Here is a 22,128-nt window from a genome sequence, read left to right as displayed (position 1 = left end):
CCAAAAGACAAAAGCCGCGACGGTCCTGCCCGTGTGGTCTTTCATTTAGATCGATTGAAATGACGCAAGGGAATCACCGCCAGCGCCCTCAAGAGCTACTCCGCCTGGCGTCCCATGCGCCGCGCCGCGTAGTGCTCGACGGCCGACAGGCCGTCATAGATCAGCACGGCAAGTGCGGCCACGATCAGGCCGCCCTGCAGGATGAAGGCCAAGTTGTTCGACAACAGGCCGGCAATGATGACCTCCCCCAACGTCCTGGCGGCCACGGTCGAGCCGATGGTGGCCGTGGCCAGGCTGATCACCACCGACAGCCTGATGCCGCCAAGGATGATCGGCGCGCTGAGCGGCAGTTCGACCTTGGTCAGCCGCTGCCAGCCGGTCATGCCGGCGCCGCGCGCCGCCTCGACGACGTTGGCTGGGAGCGTCGTCAGCCCGGTCAGCGCATTTTCGAAGATCGGCAGCAAGCCATAGAGAAACAGCGCAATCAGTGTCGGCTTCTCGCCGAAGCCGACAGCCGGCACCGCGAGCGCCAGCACCGCCACTGGCGGAAAGGTCTGGCCGATGTTGACCAGGCTGCGCGACAAGGGCAGGAATTCGGCGCCGGCCGGCCTGGTGACGAGGATAGCCAAGGCCACCGCGACGATGGTCGCGGCGACGGTGGCGATCAGCACGGTGCGCAGATGCAAAAGCGTCAGCGTCAGCAGGCTGCCCTGGTTGTAGATCACAGGAGCGTTGTTTTCGGTCAGCGGTTTCAGCAGCGGCTCGAACCATCCAGGGCTGGTGACGAAGGCAACGAGCAGCACCACCAGCGCAAGCCTGAGCAGCAAAGGCAGCCAGGCCTTCATGCTGGCCTCGCCGCGCGCTTGACCAGCCCGTCCACCGTGACGCGGCCGAGCGGCTTGCCGTCGGCGCCTTTCACCGGCAGCGCCGGCCGGCCCGACCAGAGGAGTTCAGCCAGCGCATCGCGCTGGCTGGCGTCACCGGGGATCGCCTCGCCATCGGCGGCGCCCTTCTCGACAGCGTCGCGCACCCGCCCGAGCGACAACAGCCTGAATGGCCGTTCGCTGGCGCCGACCAGGGTCTCGACGAAGCTGCTGGCCGGGTTTGCCAGGATCTCGGCGGGCTTGGCGTATTGCACGAGCTTGCCGGCATCCATCACGGCGATCTTGTCGCCCATATGCACGGCTTCCTCCATGTCGTGGGTGACGAGGATGATGGTGGTGCCGAAGCGCTTCTGGATGGCCAGCAGGTCTTCCTGCGCCTTGGTGCGGATGATCGGGTCGAGCGCGCCGAACGGCTCGTCCATCAGCAGCACGTTGGGTTCGGCGGCGAGCGCGCGGGCAACGCCGACGCGCTGCTGCTGACCGCCGGACAATTCGTGCGGGTAGCGCGGCCCGAATTCCCGGGGATCGAGCTGGTAGAGCGTCATCAACTCGTCCACGCGCGCATCGATACGGGCCTTGTCCCAACCGAGCAGCACCGGCACGGTGGCGATGTTCTGCGCCACGGTTCGGTGCGGAAACAGGCCATGGCCCTGGATGGCATAACCGATGCTGCGGCGCAGTTCGTAACCGGGCACCGAGCGATTGTCGGCGCCGTCGAGCTTGATGATGCCGGCGGTCGGTTCGACCAGCCGGTTGATCATGCGCAGCAGCGTCGTCTTGCCGGAGCCCGAGGTGCCGACAATGACCGCGATGGTGCGCGGCTCGATGACCATCGACACGTCGTCGACCACCGTTGTCGCGTCGTAGCGCTTGGTAATGCCTTCGATCTCGATCATGCCGTTTCAACCCTGCGCTTGGTGGCAGTCATTTCGATCACCGCATCGAGGATGATGGCGGCGGCGAAGGCGAGCGCCACGGTTGGCACCGCGCCGAGCAGCACAAGGTCCATCGCCGTCTGGCCGACGCCCTGGAAGACGAACACGCCAAAGCCGCCGCCGCCGATCAGTGCTGCGATGGTGGCGAGGCCGATGTTCTGCACCAGCACGATGCGGATGCCGGTCAGGATCACCGGAAAGGCCAGTGGAAACTCGACGCCGAACAGGCGCTGGCGTTCGGTCATGCCCATGCCGCGCGCCGCATCGTTGGCGGCTCGCGGCACCCCGGCGAGGCCGACCACGGTGTTGGCCACCACCGGCAGCAGCGAATAGAGGAACAGGGCGACGAAAGCAGGTGCCGTGCCGATGCCGCGGATGCCGAGCGCGGCAGCCCCCGGCACATGCGTAGCGACCCAGCCGAGCGGCGCGATCAGCAGGCCGAACAGCGCGATCGAGGGAATGGTCTGGATGATGTTGAGCACGTTGAGCACGCCGGCCCGCAGCCTTTCGACGCGATGGCAGAGGATGCCGAGCGGCAGGCCGACGACCACCGCGGCAAGCAGGGAGCCGAGCGCCAGGGTCACATGCTTGGAGCCTTCGGCCCAGAAACTGTCGGCGCGGTTGGCGTATTCCTTGAGGATGGAAAGGTCGTTCCAGGCCCCCGACACCAAAAGCAGGCCAATGGCCGCGGCGGCGGCGAGCAGCACGCCGACACGGGCCGAGGGCGACAGGTTCAGGCGCGTCAGCACGTCCGCCAGCAAAAGCGTGAAGGCGAAGATGAATATCCAGAAACCAGAGGCCGGCGACACCCTGGCAAACGTGTTGCCGGCCGGCGTCAGAAATGTGCCGGCGACGCCGACAAGCACTGCGAGCGCGACCAGCGCAACCACGCTGGCGGCAAGCCGCAGCACGAGCGGCGTCTTGAACAGTGCTATGAGCGCTGCCGTGACCACGATCGCCAAAAGCAACGGCCCGGTGATTGCCGGCAGCGCCTCGAGAATCGAGCGCGGCTGGCCAGGGACGATGCGGTTGGCGCGGAACGTGGCGAAGGGGGCAAGGAACGCCGCGTAGGCCGCAATCGCGGCGATGACCACGCCGAGCTTGTCGAAGCGGAGGGTCATGGCCGCCCCACTTGGGTGGCGACTTGCCATGTTGCGCACGGCTGGCTGGCGATTGGCGAAAGCCGACGCGATATCCGATCTCCCCCCTTGCGGGGGAGATGGCCGGCAGGCCAGAGGGGGGTGTGAAGGATCGCCAACTTTCGATCGTTGGCTTGTTCAGAAGCAATCCTGTCGAAGCCCGCAGCTGTAACGGGTTGAGAGGTCGGCGGGACAGCACCCCCCTCTGTCCTGCCGGACATTTCCCCCGCAAGGGGGGAGATCAACAGCTTCCAGAGGGGGGCGCCTCGCACCAACGTCACGATCTCTGGCTGACTACTTCAAAAACCCGTTCTTCTTCAAAAAGCCCTCGGCGACGCCCTTGACCGGCTCGCCACCGACCTGCACGCGGCCGTTCAGTTCCTGCAGGGTGACGAGGTCGAGCTTGGCGAAGACCGGCTTCAGCAGCGTCTCGATCTCGGGATGTTGCTTGAGCACGGATTCGCGGATGATCGGCGCCGGCTGGTAGACCGGCTGCACGCCCTTGTCGTCCTCCAGCACGACAAGACCGGACGGCGCGATGCCGCCGTCGGTGCCGTAGACCATGGCGGCGTTGGCGCCGCTGGTCTGATTGGCGGCCGCGGCGATGGTCGCCGCCGTGTCGCCGCCGGAGAGCGTGATCAACTGCTCAGGCTTCAGCTTGAAACCATAGGTGGTCTGGAAGGCCGGCAAGGCTGCCGCCGAATTGACGAACTCGGCGGATGCCGCCAGCACCACCTGACCGCCGCCCGCGACATATTTGCCGAAGTCGGAGAGCGTGGCGAGCTTGTTGGTGTCGGCCACTTCCTTGCGCAATGCGATCGCCCAGGTGTTGTTGGCGGGCGCCGGCGACAGCCAGACGATCTTGTTGGCGTCGTAGTCGAGCTTCTTTGCCGTCTCATAGGCCTTGGCGGCATCCTTCCACACGGGGTCGTCGGCCTTCTCGAAGAAGAAGGCGGCATTGCCGGTGTATTCGGGATAGATGTCGATCTCGCCGGCGGTGATCGCCTTGCGCACCACCGGCGTGCCGCCGAGTTGGATGCGGTCGGTCGTCTTGATGTTGTTGGCGTTGAGGACCAACTGGATGATGTTGCCGAGCACGCCACCCTCGGTGTCGATCTTCGAGGAGACAACCACCTGGGCGCTGGCGGATGCCATTGTGATGCCGAGCGCCAATGCCGCGCTGGCCAGAACCTTGACTGAAAACATCGTGAAAATCCCTTGCTGTGAACCGTAGTGCGGCCGCCGCATATGAGCATGGCTTCAACGGCCAGTCGGGGCACACGGTTTCATAACAATGGGCACAGACGCAATATTTTTGTTGGGAAGGGCAATTTCGAGGCGACGCTGGCGATCTGCCGCCATCTGGCGGATAATGCAGTGAGGGTGCGGGGTGGCAAACACGGAGAGCGTGTCATGGCCATACACAAAGTCGGTTACCTCATCGGCAGTCTTGCCCGGGGATCCATCAACCGCAAGCTCGCGAAGGCGCTCGTTCAACTGGCTCCTCCGGAACTTGAAATGACCGAAATCCCCTTCAGGGATCTGCCCCTTTACAGCTACGACTACGACGCCGATTTCCCGCAGGTCGCCCAGGATTTCAAGAAGGCGATCGCGTCCGTCCAGGCCGTGCTGTTCGTCACGCCGGAGTACAATCGCTCGATCCCTGGAGGATTGAAGAACGCGATCGATTGGGCCAGCCGCCCCTATGGAAAGAATTCATTCGCGCGCAAACCGTCCGCCGTCATCGGGACATCGCCGGGCGCCATCGCAACCGCTGTCGCCCAGCAAAGCCTGCGCAGCGTTCTGAGCTTCTGCAACTCACCCCAGATGAATGCCCCAGAGGCCTATATCCAGTTCACCCCGGGACTGATAACGGACGACGGCGAAGTGACGGTCGAATCCACCGAGGACTTCCTGCGCAACTACATGGCCGAGTTCCACATGTTCATAGCGCGGGTGCTTCAGGTTCTGCCGCCGGACGCATAGGTTTTAACGTCAAGCCGGACGCGCGCTCGTCACCTTCAGCGCGCCCAGCGCCACGAAACAGAGCACGGCAACCGGGAAGATCATCCAATTCAGCATGGTCCAGCCCCAGGCGTTGTAGACCATGCCCGACATCAGCGAAGCGCAGGCGACGGAGCCGAACAGGACAAAGTCGTGGAAGCCCTGCACCTTGCCCTTTTCCGACGTCCGGTAGCTGGCCGCCACCATCGCGGTGGCGCCGATGAAGGCAAAGTTCCAGCCGAGGCCAAGCAGGATGAGCGCCGTCCAGAACTGCCATAATGCCAGGCCCGACAAAGCTACGGCACCACAGCCGATCAGCAGCAGCAGGCCGATGGCGACAATGCGTTCGGCGCCGAAACGATGGATCAGCGAGCCGGTGAAGAAGCTCGGCGCGAACATCGCCATGACGTGCCAGGAGATGCCCAGCGTCGCATCATCCTCCGACAGGCCGCAGCCGACCATGGCCAGCGGTGCGCCGGTCATGACGAAGCTCATCAGCGCATAGCTGCCGACCGCACAGAACAGCGCCGCGACGAAACGCGGCTTGGTCACGATTTCCGCCAACGGTCTTGCGTCGCTGTCGACGATTTCCACCCTGCCGGGCGCCCTCGCCGGCAGTTGCAGGAAGGACAGGATGATGGCGCCGGCCGCGGCAAGCGGCAGGATGGCGGCGAACGATCCGGCAAACATCACCGGCGCGAACAGTTCGCGGGTGAAGATGACGATCTGCGGCCCAAGGATGGCGGTGATGATGCCGCCCGCCAGCACGAAGGAGATGGCGCGCGCCTTGAACTCCGGTGGTGCGTTGTCGGCGGCGGCGAAGCGGAACTGCTGGACGAAGGCACCGCCGATGCCGATCACCAGCAGCGCGAACGCGAATAGCCAGAAACTGCCATGGAAAAGCGCGAAGGTGGCAACCAGGCCGCCAAGCGCGGTGACGACGGTTCCGGTCATAAAGCCGCCGCGCTGGCCCATCTTGCGGATGATGGCCGCGGCGGGCAGAGCGCCGAGCGCCACGCCAAGGTTGAAGCCGGTGATCGGCGCCGTCGCCAGCGATTTGTCGGCACCGAGCAGATATTGCCCGGCCAGCGCGCCCATGGAGATGGCAATGGGTGCCGCCGAGCCGATGATCGCCTGCGAGGCGGCGAGGATCAGCGCTGTGCGCCGCCCACCCTTGCCCACCTCGACGGCGATGGCTGTCACGATGCGTCCTTGCCGCGTCCCTCGCCGCGCACCCGGCGTGACACGCGGTCGAGCACGGCATTGACCAGCTTCGGCTCATCTTCCTCGTAGAAGGCCTTGGCGATGTCGACATATTCCGAGACGATCACCGCCACCGGCACGTCTTCCCGCTTCATCAGTTCATAGACGCCGGCGCGCAGAATGGCGCGCAGCGTCGAATCCAGCCTCGACAACGGCCAGTCCTCGGTCAGCGATTGGCGGATGATCGGATCGATGGTCTTCTGGTCCTCTACGACGCCCGTCAGGATGGCGCGGAACCATTGGGCATCCGCCTCGCGGTAGAGCGCGCCGTCCACTTCCTTGCCAAGGCGAAACGCCTCATATTCGGCGGTGATCTCGAAGACGCCGCTGCCGGCGACATCCATCTGATAGAGCGCCTGCACGGCGGCAAGACGGGCAGCCCCGCGCTTGTTGGCGTGGCGCACCGCCGGCTGGCCGGGCGAAGCGGGCTCGCTCACGATTGCGCTCCCAATTTTTCCTTGAGCGCGATCATGGTCAGCGCCGCACGCGCGGCAAAGCCGCCCTTGTCGCCTTCCGAGCGCTTGGCCCGCGTCCACGCCTGCGCGTCGTTCTCGGTGGTCAGGATGCCGTTGCCGATGCAGACCGAGTCCTGCACGGACAGGTCCATGAGCGCGCGGCTGGATTCATTGGCGACGATGTCGAAATGATATGTATCACCGCGAACGACGGTGCCGAGCGCGACGAAGCCGTCGTAATTCGTGCCGCCTTCCGCCGCGCCGTCCAGCGCGAAGGTGATGACCGCGGGAATCTCCAGCGAACCTGGAACGGTGACGACGTCGTAGGTCGCGCCCGCTTCATCGAGCGCGCTTGTCGCGCCATCAAGCAACGCGTCGGCAAGGCCGTCGTGGAAGCGCGCTTCGATGATAAGCAAGTGCGCCTTCGCCTTCGGGCGAATGAAGGCTTTGCCGTGTTGGGAGGTACCAGCCATAAAAGTCTCCGGGGGGTTGCCGGTGACTTAGGCCGAAGCCGGGTTGATCGCAAGCGGAAGATTGGCGGAGGGCCGCCGGGCCTATCGATCCTCTCGCGTATGCCACAGGCGCAACACAGAAATTGTCGCGTTCTGTATTTCGTAACGAATTTCGTAGCTGCCTACCAAAATGCGGCGCACTTCTCGTGGCTCGAACTCTTCTAGTCTCTCACCGATGCGCGGATACTCGACTAACCGTGCCGGCGCGGCAGCAAACGCCTGCACGGCGCGTACGGCCGCCGGGCCATTTGCTGGCGCGAGAAAATCGTGGAGCCGGACCAAGTCGGACAAAGCCTTATTGGTCCATTTCAGCTCCATCAACGAGGCACCGGTAGTGGCTTGTCGGTGCCAAGACTCTCAGCCCACGCCTGCACGGCCTGGTGATCGATGACCCGTCCTGCATCCACATCGGCCAGTGCTTCAAGCGTGAGACGTCGGCGCTCCTCCTCCAAATCCACCCACGCGGAAAGAGCTTGTTTGACGATCCAGCCGCGCGGGCGATCGAGGCGAGCAGCTAGCTGATCCACCTTTTCTGCTAGCGGCAGCGGAACGTGAGCGGTGATTACTTTTGTGTCCATCTGAGCCTCACAATCAGACTTAATCATAGCGATTAATACTGACTAAGTCGAGGTTCAAGCAGGCAGCACTCAAAGTCCCTCTTTCGCCGCCTCCGCCAGCCGCGCGGCATAGCGGGCCATGGTGTCGATCTCGAGATTGACGCGGTCGCCGACCTTGCGCTCGCCCCAGGTGGTCACGGTCAGCGAATGGTGGATCAGCAGCACGTCGAAGCGGGTCCCCTCGACCTTGTTGACGGTAAGCGAGGTGCCATCGAGCGCGACGGAGCCTTTCGGCGCGATGAATTTCGCCAGATGGCGCGGCGCTTCCAGCGTAAAGCGCACCGCGTCGCCCTCATCCTTGCGCTCGACGATCTCGGCGGTGCCGTCGACATGGCCCGAAACGATGTGGCCACCAAGTTCGTCGCCGATCTTCAGCGCCCGTTCGAGATTGACCTTGGTGCCGGATTTCCAGCCAGAGGCGGTGGTCAGCCGCAAGGCTTCCTCCCACGCCTCGACCTCGAACCAGCGCGCGTTCGAGCCGCTGTCGGGCAAAGCCGTGACCGTCAAGCAAACGCCGCCGCAGGAGATCGACGCGCCGATGGCGATGGTCGTGGGATCATAGGCGGTGTCGATGCGCAAGCCGACGCCTTCGCTCAGCGACTTGATCGCCGCGACGGTGCCAATATCGGTGACAATTCCGGTAAACATCGATGTTGTCTTCCTGTTTGACCATGACATTATCCGAAAACCGGGTCCCACTTTTCGGGATCATGGTCTAGAGATCTCTAATCCACTCGGCATAACCGTCTTCGCCGAAGCGCATCTCGCGCAGCTTGCGAAAGCCTGCCGGGATATGGTCAGCGTCGATGGGCGATGCAATGCCACCCTCACCTATCGCTTCCGGTCCCTGGAACAGCACGATGCGGTCGACCAGCCCGTCGGCCAGGAAGGCGCTCGCCACCCTGGCGCCGCCCTCGACCAGCACGCTTGCCATGCCGAGCGCCGCCAGATCCTCGAGCAGCTCCGGCAGTGCGACGCCGCCTTCATGGGTTTCGGTGCCGATGAAGCGCACGCCGGCGCGCTCGAGGGCCGCTCTGCGCTGCGGATCGGCCTCCAGGCAAGCCGCAACGTAAAGCGGCACGCGATCCACGCCCGAAACCAGTTTCGAAGCCTCCGGCAGCCTGATCTGCCGGTCGAGCACGATGCGCGCCGGCGAACGGTTCTCCAGCCCGGGCAAGCGGACCGTCAGCGCTGGGTCATCCTCCAGCGCCGTGCCGATGCCGACCAGGATGGCGTCAGCCTCGGCCCGCATCAGATAGACTTCGCGGCGGGCCATCTCGCCGGTGATCGCGACCTGGCCGGCGCCCTCCCTGCCGATCTTGCCGTCACTGGAAAGCGCAAGCTTCAGAATCACTTCCGGACGTTTTTTCAGCGATCTGATGAGATAGCCGGCCATCTGCTCGGCGGCTTGCGCCGCCAGCACCTTTTCGATCACCTCGACACCGGCGGCTCGCAGAATAGCATAGCCCTTGCCGGAGACGCGCGGATCAGGATCGCTGGCGGCACCGACGACGCGCGCGACGCCGGCATTGACCAGCGCATTGGCGCAAGGCGGCGTGCGGCCGTGATGGGCGCAGGGTTCCAGGGTGACGTAAGCCGTGGCACCGCGCGCGAGTTCGCCCGCTTCGGCCAGCGCCTCGGTCTCGGCATGCGGCCGGCCGCCGACTGCCGTGACGCCTGTGCCGACGATCATCGGCCCAGCACCGTCATCGCGCACGATCAGCGTGCCGACGGAAGGGTTGGTCGAGGTTCTGCCGGCATTCCTGCGCGACAGCCGTAGCGCAGCGGCCATGAAACGGTGATCAAGGGCCGCTTGTGCGGCCTCGCCCTGTCGCGATCCTGCCATGCTCAGCCGGCTTCCTCTTCACTCTTGTCTTCGTCGCCCTTCAGTTCGCCCAGCAACTCGTGGAAATCCTTGGCCTCGCGGAAATTGCGGTAGACCGAGGCGAACCGCACATAGGCGACATCGTCGAGCGACTTCAGCGCCTCCATGACCAGGCGGCCGACCTCGCCCGAGGCCACTTCCGTCTCGCCGGAGCTCTCGAGCTGGCGCACGATGCCGGTCACCGCGCGGTCGATGCGCTCGGGATCGACATTGCGCTTGCGCACCGCGATCTCGACCGAGCGCAGCAGCTTGTCGCGGTCGAACGGCACTTTTCGCCCCGACTTCTTGACCACGACGAGGTCGCGCAGCTGCACGCGCTCGAATGTGGTGAACCGGCCGCCGCAATCGGGGCAGACACGCCGTCTGCGGATCGCCGCGCCGTCCTCTGCGGGGCGCGAATCCTTCACCTGCGTATCTTCGGACTGGCAATAGGGACAGCGCATGGAGAGCCTTGGGTTCGCGAATCTGGTGAGGCGAAAGGCTTAGAGCCTTTCCGGCCGGGATTGAAGCAATTCCGTGTCTTCGACGGCCCGCCGCATCAGAGATAGCGAGGCACGAGGAAGATTGCCAGCGGCGCCTATGCCGATCCGGTTGTCCGCGTCACGGCGCGACGTCTTTGGTCGGGAAGCCGCAGGATGCACCAAGGCTGCGATAGGCCTTGGTAAAGCCGTCCATCGGGATGCTGGCGATAGCCTGCTTGCCGAAAGTCACGTCGAGCGAGGTGGCCTGGCGCATGGCACGCAGCAGCGCGAGACTGGTCTTGGGCTGATTGTCGACCGTCCAGGTCGGACGGCCGTTGACCGCGTCGTTGGAATAGACGGTCGTCGAAACCTTGACGCCAGGATCGCCAAAAATCGCCGCGATCTTCTTGCCGGTCTGCAGGCTCCTGTTGTCGATGGTGATCATGACTGCCGGATAGGCATCCGGCGGCAGCGCATCGCCGTTCGAGATCGACAAGGTCAGCGTGCCCGAATTGCCACCCGCATCGTAGAACGCCGTCGAAGCCGCGCAGGTCTTGCGCGCATCCTGGCCGGTGTCGAGCGTATCGACCATGGTTGTCCATACACCGAACGTGCTGGTGGCAGGCATGTCGGGGGCCGGCTGGGTCTGCGCCAAGGCGGACCCGCAAGCAGCCAGCCAGCCCAGAGCGCCGAGTGAGGCAAGACGAAAATCGCGCATCATCAATTCTCCAGTTCCATGCGCCACCCGATCAGGGGTGACGCGCTGCCGGCGGATAAAAGATGACGCTTCGCGTCCGGTCAATCGAGATAAGGGCCTTGTCAATCGAGATAAGAGGCTGGTCAATCGAGATAAGGATGCTCAACCAAGATAAGGATAGAGCGGAAAACGATCGGTCAGCGACACCACCTTGGCCTTGACGGCCGCCTCGACCGCGGCGTTGCCCTCGTCGGAATTGGCGACCTTGAGCCCGTCCAGCACCTCGGCGATCAGCTTCCCGATCTCGCGGAATTCGGCCTGGCCGAAGCCACGCGTGGTGCCGGCCGGCGTGCCGAGCCGCACGCCCGAGGTGACGAACGGCTTTTCCGGGTCGAAGGGGATGCCGTTCTTGTTGCAGGTGATGTTGGCGCGGCCAAGCGCTGCCTCGGCGCGCTTGCCGGTGGCGTTCTTGGGGCGCAGGTCGACCAGCATCAGATGGTTGTCGGTGCCGCCGGACACGATGTCGAGGCCCGTTTCCTGAAGGCTGGAGGCCAGAGCCTTGGCGTTGGCGGCGACGCTCTCGGCATAGATCTTGAAGCTCGGCTTCAGCGCTTCCCCGAAGGCGACCGCCTTGGCGGCGATGACATGCATCAGCGGTCCGCCCTGCAGGCCGGGGAACACCGCCGAGTTCATCTTCTTGGCGATGTCCTCGTCATTGCACAGGAGCATGCCGCCGCGCGGGCCGCGCAGCGACTTGTGCGTGGTGGTCGTCACCACATGCGCGTGCGGCAAAGGCGAGGGATGCACGCCGCCGGCGACGAGGCCCGCGATGTGCGCCATGTCGACCATCAGATAGGCGCCGACCGCATCGGCGATCTCGCGGAACCGCTTCCAGTCCCAGATGCGCGAATAGGCGGTGCCGCCGGCCAGGATCAGCTTCGGCTTGGTCTCGTGCGCGGTCTTTTCGATCGCGTCCATGTCGAGCAGATGGTCTTCCTTGCGCACGCCATAGGACACGACCTTGAACCACTTGCCGCTCATGTTGACCGGCGAGCCGTGGGTGAGATGGCCGCCGGAATTGAGGTCGAGGCCCATGAAGGTGTCGCCGGGCTGCAGCAGCGCCAGGAACACCGCCTGGTTCATCTGGCTGCCGGAATTCGGCTGGACGTTGGCGAAGTTGCAGCCGAACAGCTTTTTCGCCCGTTCGATGGCCAGTTCCTCGGCAACGTCGACGAACTGGCAGCCGCCATAGTAGCGCTTGCCCGGATAGCCCTCGGCGTATTTGTTGGTCATGATCGAGCCCTGCGCCTCGAGCACCGCGCGGGAAACGATGTTCTCCGAGGCAATCAGTTCGATCTCATGGCGCTGGCGACCGAGTTCGTTGCGGATGGCGCCGAAAATCTCCGGATCGGCGTCTTCCAGCGTGGTTTCGAAGAAGGATTCGAATTTGTTCGACGCTGCCGCTGCTATTGCCATGGCCTGAAAATCCTCTGGTTCGGGGCAATTTGTTTATGCACATCGTCGGCCCAAAATCGTTGCACGCCTTTGGGCAACCTGCATTGCCGCGCCATTAACACAGTTGTTTCCGACCCGCCACGTTTGCAGCGCGAAATTTGCTGGCCGGTTTGCGGCAGAGGCGGACCGGAACCGGCTATTTCCGCTCCTGCCGCCCCCTGAGCAAGGCTTCGGTGAGCGTGATCTCGGTAAACAACGCCCGCGAGGTATGGTCGTTGATCTGGCCACTGCGGACCATGTTGCGTACGGCCGAGCGCTCGGCCTCGATGCCGGCAAGTCGCATTTCGAGCTCCACCCGCCCGGCCTCGCGCGCCTCGGCTCGGGCCTCATCGGCAGCGTCGGAAGCAGCGATGCGGCGTCGGTAGCCGGCGACGATGTTTTCGGCGGCGACAAGTCTGGCGCCGGGCACCTCGCCGTCGTCGTCGCTGCCGCTCGCCATGCTCTCGATGTGGGCAATTGCAGCGTTCGCCGCATTGACACGCGCCAAGCGCTCCTCCGCCGCGCCGGCGTCTTCGCCCGGCTCGACCAGCCCGCGCGCGATCACCGGCAGGGCAAGGCTAGCGATCACCAGCGAGCAGATGATGACGCCGGCGGCGAGGAAGATGACAAGGTCGCGCGCGGGGAATGGCGAGCCGTCCTGCAAGGCCAGCGGCAGCGACAAGATGCCGGCCAGCGTGATCGCCCCGCGCACGCCCGCCACCGATCCGGCCAACCGCACGCGCAGGCCGAATGGCTCCGCCTCGCGCTTGCCGAGCCGCGCCGCGATACCCGCCGTGATGTCGCCGATCCAGATCCAGACGAAGCGAAGCGCGATCAGGCACAGCGTCAGCGCCAGCACGGTCAGTACTGGCTGGACGACGGGATAGTGGCCGGTGAGTTCCGCCGGCACCTTGCGGATGATTTCGGGAAGCTGCAGGCCGAGCACGATGAACAGCGCGCCGTTGAAGACGAAAGAAAACGTCGTCCACAGCGAGATGGTCTGCATGCGCGCCGAGACGCCAAGGAAGCGGAATATCCCGGTGCTCCCGGTCAAAAGGCCCGCGGTGACCGCGGCCAGGATACCCGAAGCCCCGAAATGCTCGGCCGCGAGATAGGCGACGAAGGGCAGCAGGATGGTGATCAGCACCTGCGCCTCGGCCGGCACGCCGCCAATGCGGTTCAAGAGTTGCAGCATCTTGGCGGCGACGAACAGTGCAGCCACCCCGGCCAGGATGCCGACCGCCACGGCATAGAGGAAACTTAGCGAGGCGGCGGCGAAGGAGAAACTGCCGGTCAATGCCGCCGCGACGGCGAAGCGGAACATCACCAAGCCCGACGCGTCGTTGAGCAGCGACTCGCCCTCCAGGATGTGCATCAGCCGCGCCGGCACCACGTTCCTGTCGACGATCGAGGAGACAGCCACCGCATCGGTTGGCGACAGCACCGCGGCTAGCGCGAAGGCCACGACCAACGGAATGCTCGGCACCAGCCAGTGCAAGGCATAACCGAAGCCGACAATGGTGAAGAAGACGAGGCCGATGGCGAGATCGAGTATCGGCCGGCGCAAGGCGATGAGTTCGCGCTTGGGCGCGCCAAAGGCGTCGCTGAACAGCAGCGGCGGAATGAACACCAGCAGGAACAGTTCCGGGTCGATTTCGACATGGATGCCACGCACCGGCCAGGCAAGCGCGGCGCCTATGGCGATCTGCAGCACCGGCAGCGGTACCCGCACCAGGCGCACCAGTGCGCCGGAAATGGCGACGAAGACGAGCACGATGAGGATGAAGACGGCGGTTTGCATGGCGCGATTCCGGCTGTCGGGGGACCATGCGCAATCGTGGCGCTCGCGTCCAGACAAGCCGCGCCGGCACCGCGATGATCAAAGGCCGGCCCCCAAACTCGGCGCCGTCAATCGCGCGCAAGCGGTGGTGCGGCTGGTAAATCAGCGGCTGCGCCCGCAAACAGAAAAGCCGCCCTCGATGGCGGCTTTTCGTCAAAATTATCAGGCGCTTAAAGCGAAGACGTGATCTGCAGCTCGCTGTTGCCGTCGAGCGCATAGACGTCGTCGCGGAACTGGACGACCCCGGGGCCGGTCGACCAGGCCGACAGATAGAGGAAGTGCACCGGGACCGGGTTGGTGACCTGGATCGGCGTGTTCTGTCCCGTCTTGATCGCCGCCTCGAAATGCTGGCGGTCCCAGCCGGGCGTGTCGCGCAGGATCCAGGTGACGAGGTCGCGCACGTTCTGGACGCGCACGCAGCCCGAGGAATCGAAACGCATCATCTTGCCGAACAGGCTCTGCTGCGGCGTATCGTGCATATAGACGCCATCCGGGCTCGGGAAATTGATCTTCACCGACGCCATGGCGTTTTCGGAACCGGGATCCTGGCGAAAACGGTACTTGGCGGCATCGTCGGTCGACCAGTCGACATTCATCGGATCGACTTCGCTGCCATCCGGCGCGAACAGGCGGATATGGCTGTTCTTCAGATAGTCGGGATCTTTCCGCATCAGCGGAATGATGTCCTTGCGCACGATCGAGACCGGCGCGTTCCAGTACGGATTGACGATGATCTCGTTGATCTTGGAATTGACGATCGGTGTCTGGCGATCGATCTTGCCGACGATGGCCGTGTGGCGAAGCACGACGCGGTCGTTCTCGACCGCTTCGATCTGCGCCGCCGGAATGTCGACCAGCACATAGCGGCTGCCGAGCGTGCCGGCCTTCTCCTTCAGCCGCTGCAGATTGGTCTGCAACTGACCGAGCCGGATTTGCGCCGAAACATTCATCGCGGCATAGGTGTATTTGCCCATCGAGCCGTCTGCCGGAAGACCGTGGCGCAACTGGAAGCGCTTGACCGCGGAGTCGACATAGGAATCGAAGGCGGTCGAAATGCCGGCGCTCTGTGACAGGTCGCCCGCAATCATCAGGCGCTTGCGCAGCGGCACGACGTCCGGGTCATCGACGCCGAGTTCCAGTTTCTTGGTGGCGGGAACATCTACCCAGCCGCCCTGACCGACAATGTTCTGGTATTGCGCCACCGCCTGTTCGGTGAATGCAACGGTCTGCGGGCTGAAGATCGGCAGCGTCGAGGCGACCTTGCCGCCTTCGCTGGCGCGGGCGTCGAACTGGTCATCCCAATTGCCGCGAGCCGAGGATTTCAGGATATCCCCGATCACATCCTGCGCACTCGCGCGGCCGGCCACCATGGCGGCGGCGAGCGCGGAGGCTCCAGAAAGGAAAAAACGGCGGCTGGTTCTCATGGACGTTCCAGACATTCTTGCTGTGTTCGATCTCGCTCGGTTTGCTCTCAACGGGCGATTGAGCCCGCAGTCTAGGGTTGGCAATGTTAAGAATTAGCCAACCATGACCTGCATCGCATAGGCGTCAAAGGCGCTGTCGCGATGCGGGTTCAAGTGAGCGCAAGCGCTGGCCGGCAGCATCACCCGCATCCTCGCTTCCACCGCGATTATGGCGGCAACGTGGCCTTGGCCCGCAATTTGCTTCGGGCGACATCGCGAAAAGAAAGAACCGGTGCTTTTCGGCACCGGTGACAATCCAGATACCCAATCCCCAGATATCCGGTCAGAAGCCAGCCTCGTCCTCGACCGTAGCGCGCTGACCGTCTGGATGGCCATCCATCATAAGAAAATGGACCGGTGCTTTCGGCACCGGCCCTGACTGAAGGTCGCTCTTGCGGCCGCGCTTCTTTGGCGCGGGCCAAATCCGATGCGACGGACGCCTTACATGCGATAGGCGATGGTGTCGTTCCAGAAGCGGTCGAGCCGCTGCAGGGCGCGGTTCATCTGCTTGAACTCGTCGGTGTTGATGCCGCCGACCTGCTCGATCGAGCCGACATGGCGCTCATAGAGACCGGCGACCACATCGGCCACTTCGTTGCCCTTCGGCGTCAGCGAGACGCGGACCGAGCGGCGATCGATGCGCGAACGCTGGTGGTTGATGAAGCCGAGATCGACCAGCTTCTTCAGATTGTAGGACACGTTCGAGCCGAGATAGTAGCCACGCGAGCGCAGTTCGCCGGCGGTCAGTTCGGAATTGCCGATGTTGAACAGCAGCAGCGCCTGGATGGCGTTGATGTCGGAACGGCCGTTGCGGTCGAATTCGTCCTTGATCACATCAAGCAGGCGGCGGTGCAGCCGCTCAACAAGCTGCAGCGATTCCATGTACAGGGAACGGATAGCCTCGCGGCGATCGTCGGATACGTTGGCGGTCTTCGCCGCCGGACGCGAATTGATCATTGTCTTTGCCTCTCGTTTGTCGCCCTGGTGATTTTTTGTTTTTCACCTTGATCGCGACACTATCGAATACTCATAAAATTCGACTTAAACGCTAGGGCTAACAAGAGCTTACCGGTAATAGGTTTCGGAAGAGGCTTAACGAACGGTCACCCGAGTAAGGATAATTAACCTAAAGGCTTAGGCGCTTGTCGCGGGGCCGGTTCCGGGCTGTCACGAAGTCGTCAATGCGCTCAATGGCTTAGTGCCGTACCGGGCGTTTCTGCAGCCAGATGACGACGCGAAAGACGATGTAGAGCAGCGCCACCGCCGCATGCGAGACGACAATCAGCAGCCGATGGCCGAAAAGCTCGGGAAAGCCGGCATACATGACGGTCTCTGTGACCGCGCAAATGAACCAGATCACCGGCCCCCAGGAGGCCAGCATCCACAGCCCCGCCGCGGCAAAGGGGAAGAACACGGCGAGCATCACCGCCGCGACCTGCCAGTGCACCGGCATGAGGTCGAAGCGCCACAGCGAACCTGGATAGAAGCCGATCAGCTTGACCCAGTACAGGATGCCGAACAGCAGGCAGTAGCCGGCGATGACGCGCTGGAACCAGGCGAAGATGACCTCGACCGTCGAGGGCTGAAGCACCACGCGTCTCGAAGTCACCTCGCTCATGCCAGGAGTTCCCGTTCACCGAGTGGGGCGAAATAGGCCTCGACATCGGCCTCGCTGACCGCGTCGAGACTTGCCGGCCGCCATTGCGGCTTTGACCCCTTGTCGATGATGGCGGCGCGGATGCCTTCATAGAAATCGTGTCCGGCAAGCATGCGGTTGAGAATGCGGAACTCCATCTTCATGCAATCGTCCATCGATAGTGTCAGCCCGGCGTTGATCTGCCGCCAGGCGACGCGAAGGCTGGTCGGGGAGCGCATGCGGATCGTCGCCAGCGTTTTTGCCGCGAATTCGTCCGTGCCCGCCGCGCGTTCCAGGCTGTCGACGACATCCTGCAGCGATGGTTGGGCGAAATGACGCGATATCGCTTCCAGGATCGGCCTGTCGGTCTCTCGCCTGGCCTGGACGAAGAAACCGCGCAGCACCGATTCCGGATCGCCGGTCAGTACCAGCCGATCGAGGAAGCTCGCCTGGTCCTCGGCCTTGATGGTGTGGGTGGCCAGCCCCGACCATAGCGCGTCACCATAGCGGATGCGGTTGCCGGTCAGCGCCAGATACATGCCGAACGAGCCGCCAAGATCGGGCAGCAGATGGCTGGCGCCGACATCCGGGAAAAAGCCGATGCCGACCTCCGGCATGGCGAACTGGGCATTCTCGGTCATCACCCGATGCGAACCGTGGAACGAAATGCCGACGCCGCCGCCCATGACGATGCCGTCGATGAGTGCCACGTAAGGTTTCTTGAAGCGCGCTATGTAGGCGTTGAGCCGGTACTCGTCGGCGAAAAACGCGACCGGCGGCTCTCCGGCCCGGCCGGCTTCGTAGATATCCAGGATGTCGCCTCCGGCCGAAAACGCCCTGCCCTCGGCCTTGAGGACCACGACGTCGACGCCGTCGTCGCGCTCCCAGGAACGCAGGGCCTTGCCCAGCGCCTTGACCATGCGATGGGTGACGGCATTGAGCGCCTGCGGCCGCGTCAACGTGACGACACCAGCCCTGCCCGACCGTTCGAAGCGAATTTCGTCGCCTCCACCAAAATCCATCGCCAGAGAATCCCTCCCCCGCGCCTGCGGGATTGAAGTGCTAAGCGGCGACCGGGCGAACGTCAATTGTCGTGTGCCGGGACAGGAAGCATGATCGGTTGGAATTGCTACCACACGAACGGGATCAACGCCTTCGTGCGACGCGCATAGTCCGGGAATTCGTCGGGAAATTGCCGTGCCAGAAGCCTGTCTTCCGCGCCGACACGCCACAGGAAGATCACGCCCAGCAGGATCAGCAGAAAGATGAAACCACCGCCCACCACGATCGCCGAGCCGATGCATGCAACAAGGCCACCTGTGTACATGGGGTGGCTGACATAGCGGTAAGGGCCTGACGTCACCAGTTCATGGCCTTGCTTGGCGGAGACGATCTGGCTCCAATTGCTGCCAAGGGTTTGCCGCGCCCAGACCAGGAAGGCCATCCCGGCAACGGCCACGATGACACCGATGCTGCTCAACACGGCGTTCACGGGTGCGAAGTTGACGAACCGGAACATCGGCACACGCGGGAGCAGGAAAGCGACGATCATGGCGGCCAACAGTGCCAGTCGCTGCGGCATGTGCTCCTCGGTATCCCGTTTCACACCGAACGCCGAAACGGTCAGGTAGACGATCAGCGCGAGCCAGGCGGCATAGATGGACTAGACGAAGACCATGGCTTGCTCCTTCCGCTGCCCCATGCCGACCTAGCGTGCTGCAAGGACGCGTCAACGCCACACGGCCGGTGCAGCCTCTTGGCTCGCGTCCGTGGTCGATGCTAGAAATCGACCGGCAAATGCTGGACGGCGGACGTTGTTCATGGCTCGATTTTTACGCCTTGCGCTGGTGGCAATCGGGCTGATCGGGCGATGCCTGGCCGCCCATCCTGTCCTGGCAACCACGCTGGACGATCTCTACCAGTCGCAGACCATCGTCACCGGCCAAGGCGAGGAGAACCGCCAGATAGGCTTCCGGGATTGCCTGGACCGGGTTCTGGTCAGGGTTTCGGGCGACCAGCGGTTGCTCGACAAGCCAGAGATAGCGGATCTGCGCGACAAGGCCGGCAGCTTCGTCGATGCTTTCCGTTACCATGACCGGTTGGAGGGCATTCCGATCCACGACGAGCAAGGCACGCATGACCGGCCGCATGATCTCACCTGTCTCTACAAGCCTGACGTGATCGACAAGGTGCTGGCGTCGCTGGGCAGCAGGCCCTGGCTTGGCGAACGGCCGGCGCTGACGATACTCTTGGCCGTGGAACGTGCTGGGCGTGGCTTCGTACTCGCCAGTGACGGGGACGAGAGCCCCTATATGCGGGAATCGTTTGAGGCGGCTGCCCAGCCCCTGGCAATGTCGATCGTCATTCCAGACAAGGCTACGCTCACCAAGGGCGGCTTCATTTTCGAGGAGGTAAGGGCCATGGCCACCTCGCCCGAAATGCTGGGCGGCGTTGCAAGAACCCTTGGCGGCCGACCGCTGCTTTTCGGGCACATCAGCTGGCGCGACAGGGAATTGGGCTGGGTCGTCGACTGGTGGCTTGCGGTCGATGGCAAAACCCTTGCGGTCGATGGCAAAACCTATGAGTGGCAGGTCCGCGGCGTCAGCTTCGACGAGGCGTTCCGCGCCGCGATCCGTGGCGCCGCACAAATACTATCCGGCAATGGTCAACCCGGCTGACATAGCGTGCGGCTCCTGGCACAAACGTGTCGCATTGGTCAGCACCGAGGGCTCGTGGTAAAAGCCGCTGATCCGGAGTTTTGGCAATGAACAGATTCACCCCGACAAAGCCAGCCGGCGCTCGCAGCGTCGACGATGTCACCGGCAGCCGCCGCCTGCGCCGCATGCGCAAGGCCGACTGGTCGCGCCGGCTCGTGCAGGAGAACCGGCTCACGGTCGACGACTTGATCTGGCCGATCTTCGTCGTCGAGGGCAAAAATGTGCGTGAGCCGATCGCCGCCATGCCCGGCGTCTTCCGCCTGTCGATCGACCTTGCCATCAAGGAGGCTGAACGCGCCGCCAGGCTCGGCATTCCCGCGCTCGCCACCTTCCCCAATGTCGATCTGGCCTTGCGCGACCAGACCGGCTCGCACATCCTCGACCCCGACAATGTCATTAACCGCGCCACCCGTGCCATAAAGGACGCGGTGCCCGAGATCGGCATCATCACCGACGCCGCGCTCGACCCGTTCACCAGCCACGGCCATGACGGCATTCTGCGCGACGGCATCATCGTCAACGACGAGACGGTCGAACAGGTCGCGGCGGCGGCCGTCATCCAGGCGGCGGCCGGCGCCGACATCATCGCGCCGTCCGACATGATGGACGGCCGTATCGGCGCCATCCGCGATGCGCTCGACGCCAACGGCTTTCAGGACGTGGCGATCATGTCCTACGCGACCAAATTCGCCTCGGCCTTCTACGGCCCCTACCGCGAGGCGGTCGGCACCGCCGGCCTGCTCAAGGGCGACAAGAAGACCTACTATATCGACCATGCCAACTCGGACGAAGCCGTGCGCGAGGCCGAGCAGGACATCGCCGAGGGCGCCGACATGCTGATGGTCAAGCCCGGCCTGCCCTATCTCGACATCATCCGCAGGCTGAAGGACGAATTCCAGATGCCGACCTTCGCCTACCAGGTGTCGGGCGAATATTCGATGATCAAGGCGGCGGGCGCCAATGGCTGGATCGACGGCGAGAAAGCGATGCTGGAGAGCCTGCTTGCCTTCAAGCGCGCCGGCTGCGACGGCATCCTGACCTATTTCGCGCCTGAAGTGGCGACGATGCTGAAGGGGTAGGTTCTCGCCCTCCCCCGGCCAGTCAGCGACGTGGTCGTCCATAAGACATGGTCGTCCATGAACGGCATCCGCGACTTCCATAAGGAACTTACAGGCAAGGACTTCCCGCTACATGGCGGAGAAGTCCGGGTACGTGTTTCTTCGCCGTAGAATACCACTTGCAATTCGCAATCGGTTTGCTACAAAGCGACCACTTGCAAAATACAACTGGTTATCGAGGAGGTTTTCATGTCCAAGCTGCGTGTCAACGCTTTCACCCTATCGCTCGACAGCTATGGCGCCGGTCCCGACCAGGATCTGCAAAATCCGCTCGGCGTCGGTGGGGAATCCCTGCACAAGTGGTTTGTCGACACCCGCACCTTCCGCAAGATGGTGCTGGGACAAGACGGCGGCGCCACCGATATCAACGAGGCGTTCGCGGCGCGCAGCTTCGAGAATGTCGGCGCGTGGATCCTCGGGCGAAACATGTTCGGACCGATCCGCGGCGAATGGCCCGATGAGACCTGGAAGGGCTGGTGGGGCGACAACCCGCCCTACCATGTGCCGGTTTTCGTGCTGACACACTTTAAGCGAGCGCCGATCACGATGGAGGGCGGCACCACTTTCCACTTCGTCACCGACGGAATCCATTCGGCGCTCGAGCAGGCAAGGTCGGCGGCTGGCGGCAAGGATGTGCGGGTCGGCGGCGGTGTCTCGACCATCCGGCAATATCTCCAGGAGAAGCTTATCGACACCATGCACCTGGCGATCTCACCGGTGCTGCTGGGCACAGGCGAGAACCTCTTCGCGGGCCTGGATATGGTGAAGCTTGGCTATCGGTGCACGGAGCAGGTGGCGACAGCGCTTGCCACGCATGTGATCATCGATCGCGCGTAGTTTGGCGAAACCCTTGGCGGCAGGCCCCTTTCTCCCCGTCACTATACGGGGAGAAATGCCCGGCAGGGCAATGAGGGGCGGCGCTGGCGATGGAAGATTGCGCTACCGGCCAATTGATCAAGGTTGGCGCCGCCCCTCATCCGCCTGCCGGCACCTTCTCCCCGTATAGTG

25 protein-coding genes are annotated in these 22,128 nt (G+C 63.7%); 5 read left to right on the top strand and 20 right to left on the bottom strand.

Annotated features, from left to right (window positions below; genetic code table 11):
* Nucleotides 1–95: 95 nt before the first annotated feature.
* The 4 genes from LB568_RS28410 to LB568_RS28395 all read right to left on the bottom strand — a co-directional run bounded on the left by LB568_RS28410 (nt 96) and on the right by LB568_RS28395 (nt 4,164).
* A complete protein-coding gene (locus tag LB568_RS28410; protein WP_013895983.1) occupies nt 96–845 on the bottom strand; it encodes an ABC transporter permease in 750 nt (249 codons plus the stop codon).
* The gene (locus tag LB568_RS28405; protein WP_013895984.1) at nt 842–1,780 is read right to left on the bottom strand and encodes an ABC transporter ATP-binding protein; all 939 of its coding nucleotides are present in this window, start codon (nt 1,778–1,780) and stop codon (nt 842–844) included. Before LB568_RS28405 ends, LB568_RS28410 begins: the two co-directional genes overlap by 4 nt.
* The gene (locus LB568_RS28400) at nt 1,777–2,940 is read right to left on the bottom strand and encodes an ABC transporter permease (protein WP_013895985.1); all 1,164 of its coding nucleotides are present in this window, start codon (nt 2,938–2,940) and stop codon (nt 1,777–1,779) included. Before LB568_RS28400 ends, LB568_RS28405 begins: the two co-directional genes overlap by 4 nt.
* 312 nt (nt 2,941–3,252) lie before the next feature.
* Nucleotides 3,253–4,164, bottom strand: coding sequence for an ABC transporter substrate-binding protein (locus tag LB568_RS28395; RefSeq protein ID WP_013895986.1), 912 nt, complete (start codon nt 4,162–4,164; stop codon nt 3,253–3,255).
* 207 nt (nt 4,165–4,371) lie between these two features.
* Here LB568_RS28395 and LB568_RS28390 point away from each other — a divergent pair, with 207 nt between their 5' ends.
* Nucleotides 4,372–4,944: an NADPH-dependent FMN reductase gene (locus tag LB568_RS28390; protein WP_013895987.1), complete on the top strand. Its 573-nt coding sequence runs from the start codon at nt 4,372–4,374 to the stop codon at nt 4,942–4,944.
* A 9-nt stretch (nt 4,945–4,953) separates the two neighbouring features.
* Here the strand turns inward: LB568_RS28390 and LB568_RS28385 are convergent, their stop codons facing one another.
* The 11 genes from LB568_RS28385 to LB568_RS28335 all read right to left on the bottom strand — a co-directional run bounded on the left by LB568_RS28385 (nt 4,954) and on the right by LB568_RS28335 (nt 14,147).
* A complete protein-coding gene (locus tag LB568_RS28385) occupies nt 4,954–6,165 on the bottom strand; it encodes an MFS transporter (RefSeq protein WP_224731862.1) in 1,212 nt (403 codons plus the stop codon).
* Nucleotides 6,162–6,662, bottom strand: a complete 501-nt coding sequence (gene nusB / locus LB568_RS28380; RefSeq protein WP_013895989.1) for a transcription antitermination factor NusB — start codon at nt 6,660–6,662, stop codon at nt 6,162–6,164. The genes LB568_RS28385 and nusB overlap by 4 nt, the downstream gene beginning before the upstream one ends.
* Nucleotides 6,659–7,153 (bottom strand): 6,7-dimethyl-8-ribityllumazine synthase, encoded by a 495-nt coding sequence (ribH, locus tag LB568_RS28375; RefSeq protein WP_140571386.1) that lies wholly within the window; start codon nt 7,151–7,153, stop codon nt 6,659–6,661. The genes nusB and ribH overlap by 4 nt, the downstream gene beginning before the upstream one ends.
* Before the next feature lie 81 nt (nt 7,154–7,234).
* A complete protein-coding gene (locus LB568_RS28370; RefSeq protein WP_224731861.1) occupies nt 7,235–7,510 on the bottom strand; it encodes a type II toxin-antitoxin system RelE/ParE family toxin in 276 nt (91 codons plus the stop codon).
* On the bottom strand, nt 7,510–7,770 hold the full coding sequence (locus LB568_RS28365; RefSeq protein WP_013895992.1) for a CopG family ribbon-helix-helix protein: 261 nt from the start codon (nt 7,768–7,770) through the stop codon (nt 7,510–7,512). Before LB568_RS28365 ends, LB568_RS28370 begins: the two co-directional genes overlap by 1 nt.
* A 69-nt stretch (nt 7,771–7,839) precedes the next feature.
* Complete coding sequence (locus tag LB568_RS28360) at nt 7,840–8,457, bottom strand: riboflavin synthase (protein WP_224731860.1); 618 nt, start codon at nt 8,455–8,457, stop codon at nt 7,840–7,842.
* 67 nt (nt 8,458–8,524) lie between these two features.
* Complete coding sequence (gene ribD, locus LB568_RS28355; RefSeq protein ID WP_224731859.1) at nt 8,525–9,655, bottom strand: bifunctional diaminohydroxyphosphoribosylaminopyrimidine deaminase/5-amino-6-(5-phosphoribosylamino)uracil reductase RibD; 1,131 nt, start codon at nt 9,653–9,655, stop codon at nt 8,525–8,527.
* Nucleotides 9,656–9,657: 2 nt separating this feature from the next.
* Nucleotides 9,658–10,137: a transcriptional regulator NrdR gene (gene nrdR, locus LB568_RS28350; RefSeq protein ID WP_013895995.1), complete on the bottom strand. Its 480-nt coding sequence runs from the start codon at nt 10,135–10,137 to the stop codon at nt 9,658–9,660.
* Nucleotides 10,138–10,294: 157 nt separating this feature from the next.
* Nucleotides 10,295–10,873 carry a hypothetical protein gene (locus LB568_RS28345; RefSeq protein WP_224731858.1) on the bottom strand — a complete coding sequence of 193 codons (579 nt, stop codon included), beginning with the start codon at nt 10,871–10,873 and terminating at the stop codon, nt 10,295–10,297.
* A gap of 141 nt (nt 10,874–11,014) precedes the next feature.
* Nucleotides 11,015–12,328 (bottom strand): serine hydroxymethyltransferase, encoded by a 1,314-nt coding sequence (gene glyA / locus LB568_RS28340; RefSeq protein ID WP_224731857.1) that lies wholly within the window; start codon nt 12,326–12,328, stop codon nt 11,015–11,017.
* A 175-nt stretch (nt 12,329–12,503) separates the two neighbouring features.
* Complete coding sequence (locus tag LB568_RS28335; RefSeq protein ID WP_224731856.1) at nt 12,504–14,147, bottom strand: Na+/H+ antiporter; 1,644 nt, start codon at nt 14,145–14,147, stop codon at nt 12,504–12,506.
* Between LB568_RS28335 and LB568_RS28330 the strand changes: the two genes are divergently transcribed.
* A complete protein-coding gene (locus tag LB568_RS28330) occupies nt 14,128–14,373 on the top strand; it encodes a hypothetical protein (RefSeq protein WP_224731855.1) in 246 nt (81 codons plus the stop codon). The two genes, LB568_RS28335 and LB568_RS28330, sit on opposite strands and share 20 nt — an antisense overlap.
* Here LB568_RS28330 and LB568_RS28325 read toward each other — a convergent pair.
* The 5 genes from LB568_RS28325 to LB568_RS28305 all read right to left on the bottom strand — a co-directional run bounded on the left by LB568_RS28325 (nt 14,357) and on the right by LB568_RS28305 (nt 18,867).
* On the bottom strand, nt 14,357–15,610 hold the full coding sequence (locus tag LB568_RS28325; protein ID WP_013895999.1) for a L,D-transpeptidase family protein: 1,254 nt from the start codon (nt 15,608–15,610) through the stop codon (nt 14,357–14,359). The genes LB568_RS28330 and LB568_RS28325 overlap by 17 nt on opposite strands.
* 480 nt (nt 15,611–16,090) lie before the next feature.
* Nucleotides 16,091–16,606: a transcriptional regulator LdtR gene (gene ldtR, locus LB568_RS28320; protein WP_013896002.1), complete on the bottom strand. Its 516-nt coding sequence runs from the start codon at nt 16,604–16,606 to the stop codon at nt 16,091–16,093.
* Between the two features lie 238 nt (nt 16,607–16,844).
* Nucleotides 16,845–17,267 carry a DUF6163 family protein gene (locus LB568_RS28315; protein WP_013896003.1) on the bottom strand — a complete coding sequence of 141 codons (423 nt, stop codon included), beginning with the start codon at nt 17,265–17,267 and terminating at the stop codon, nt 16,845–16,847.
* Complete coding sequence (locus LB568_RS28310) at nt 17,264–18,307, bottom strand: enoyl-CoA hydratase/isomerase family protein (RefSeq protein WP_224731854.1); 1,044 nt, start codon at nt 18,305–18,307, stop codon at nt 17,264–17,266. Before LB568_RS28310 ends, LB568_RS28315 begins: the two co-directional genes overlap by 4 nt.
* 107 nt (nt 18,308–18,414) lie before the next feature.
* Nucleotides 18,415–18,867 (bottom strand): methyltransferase family protein, encoded by a 453-nt coding sequence (locus tag LB568_RS28305; protein ID WP_224731853.1) that lies wholly within the window; start codon nt 18,865–18,867, stop codon nt 18,415–18,417.
* 238 nt (nt 18,868–19,105) lie between these two features.
* Between LB568_RS28305 and LB568_RS28300 the strand changes: the two genes are divergently transcribed.
* The 3 genes from LB568_RS28300 (at nt 19,106) to LB568_RS28290 (ending at nt 21,957) form a co-directional block, all read left to right on the top strand.
* Complete coding sequence (locus LB568_RS28300) at nt 19,106–19,963, top strand: DUF2066 domain-containing protein (protein ID WP_224731852.1); 858 nt, start codon at nt 19,106–19,108, stop codon at nt 19,961–19,963.
* An 86-nt stretch (nt 19,964–20,049) separates the two neighbouring features.
* Complete coding sequence (gene hemB, locus LB568_RS28295; protein WP_224731851.1) at nt 20,050–21,081, top strand: porphobilinogen synthase; 1,032 nt, start codon at nt 20,050–20,052, stop codon at nt 21,079–21,081.
* 228 nt (nt 21,082–21,309) lie between these two features.
* A complete protein-coding gene (locus LB568_RS28290) occupies nt 21,310–21,957 on the top strand; it encodes a dihydrofolate reductase family protein (RefSeq protein ID WP_224731850.1) in 648 nt (215 codons plus the stop codon).
* Nucleotides 21,958–22,128 lie beyond the last annotated feature (171 nt).

The organism is Mesorhizobium sp. B263B2A, from assembly GCF_020165775.1.
Lineage (GTDB): Bacteria > Pseudomonadota > Alphaproteobacteria > Rhizobiales > Rhizobiaceae > Mesorhizobium > Mesorhizobium opportunistum.
Note: the sequence above shows the minus strand (reverse complement) of the source record. Positions and strands in the feature narration are given on the sequence as shown.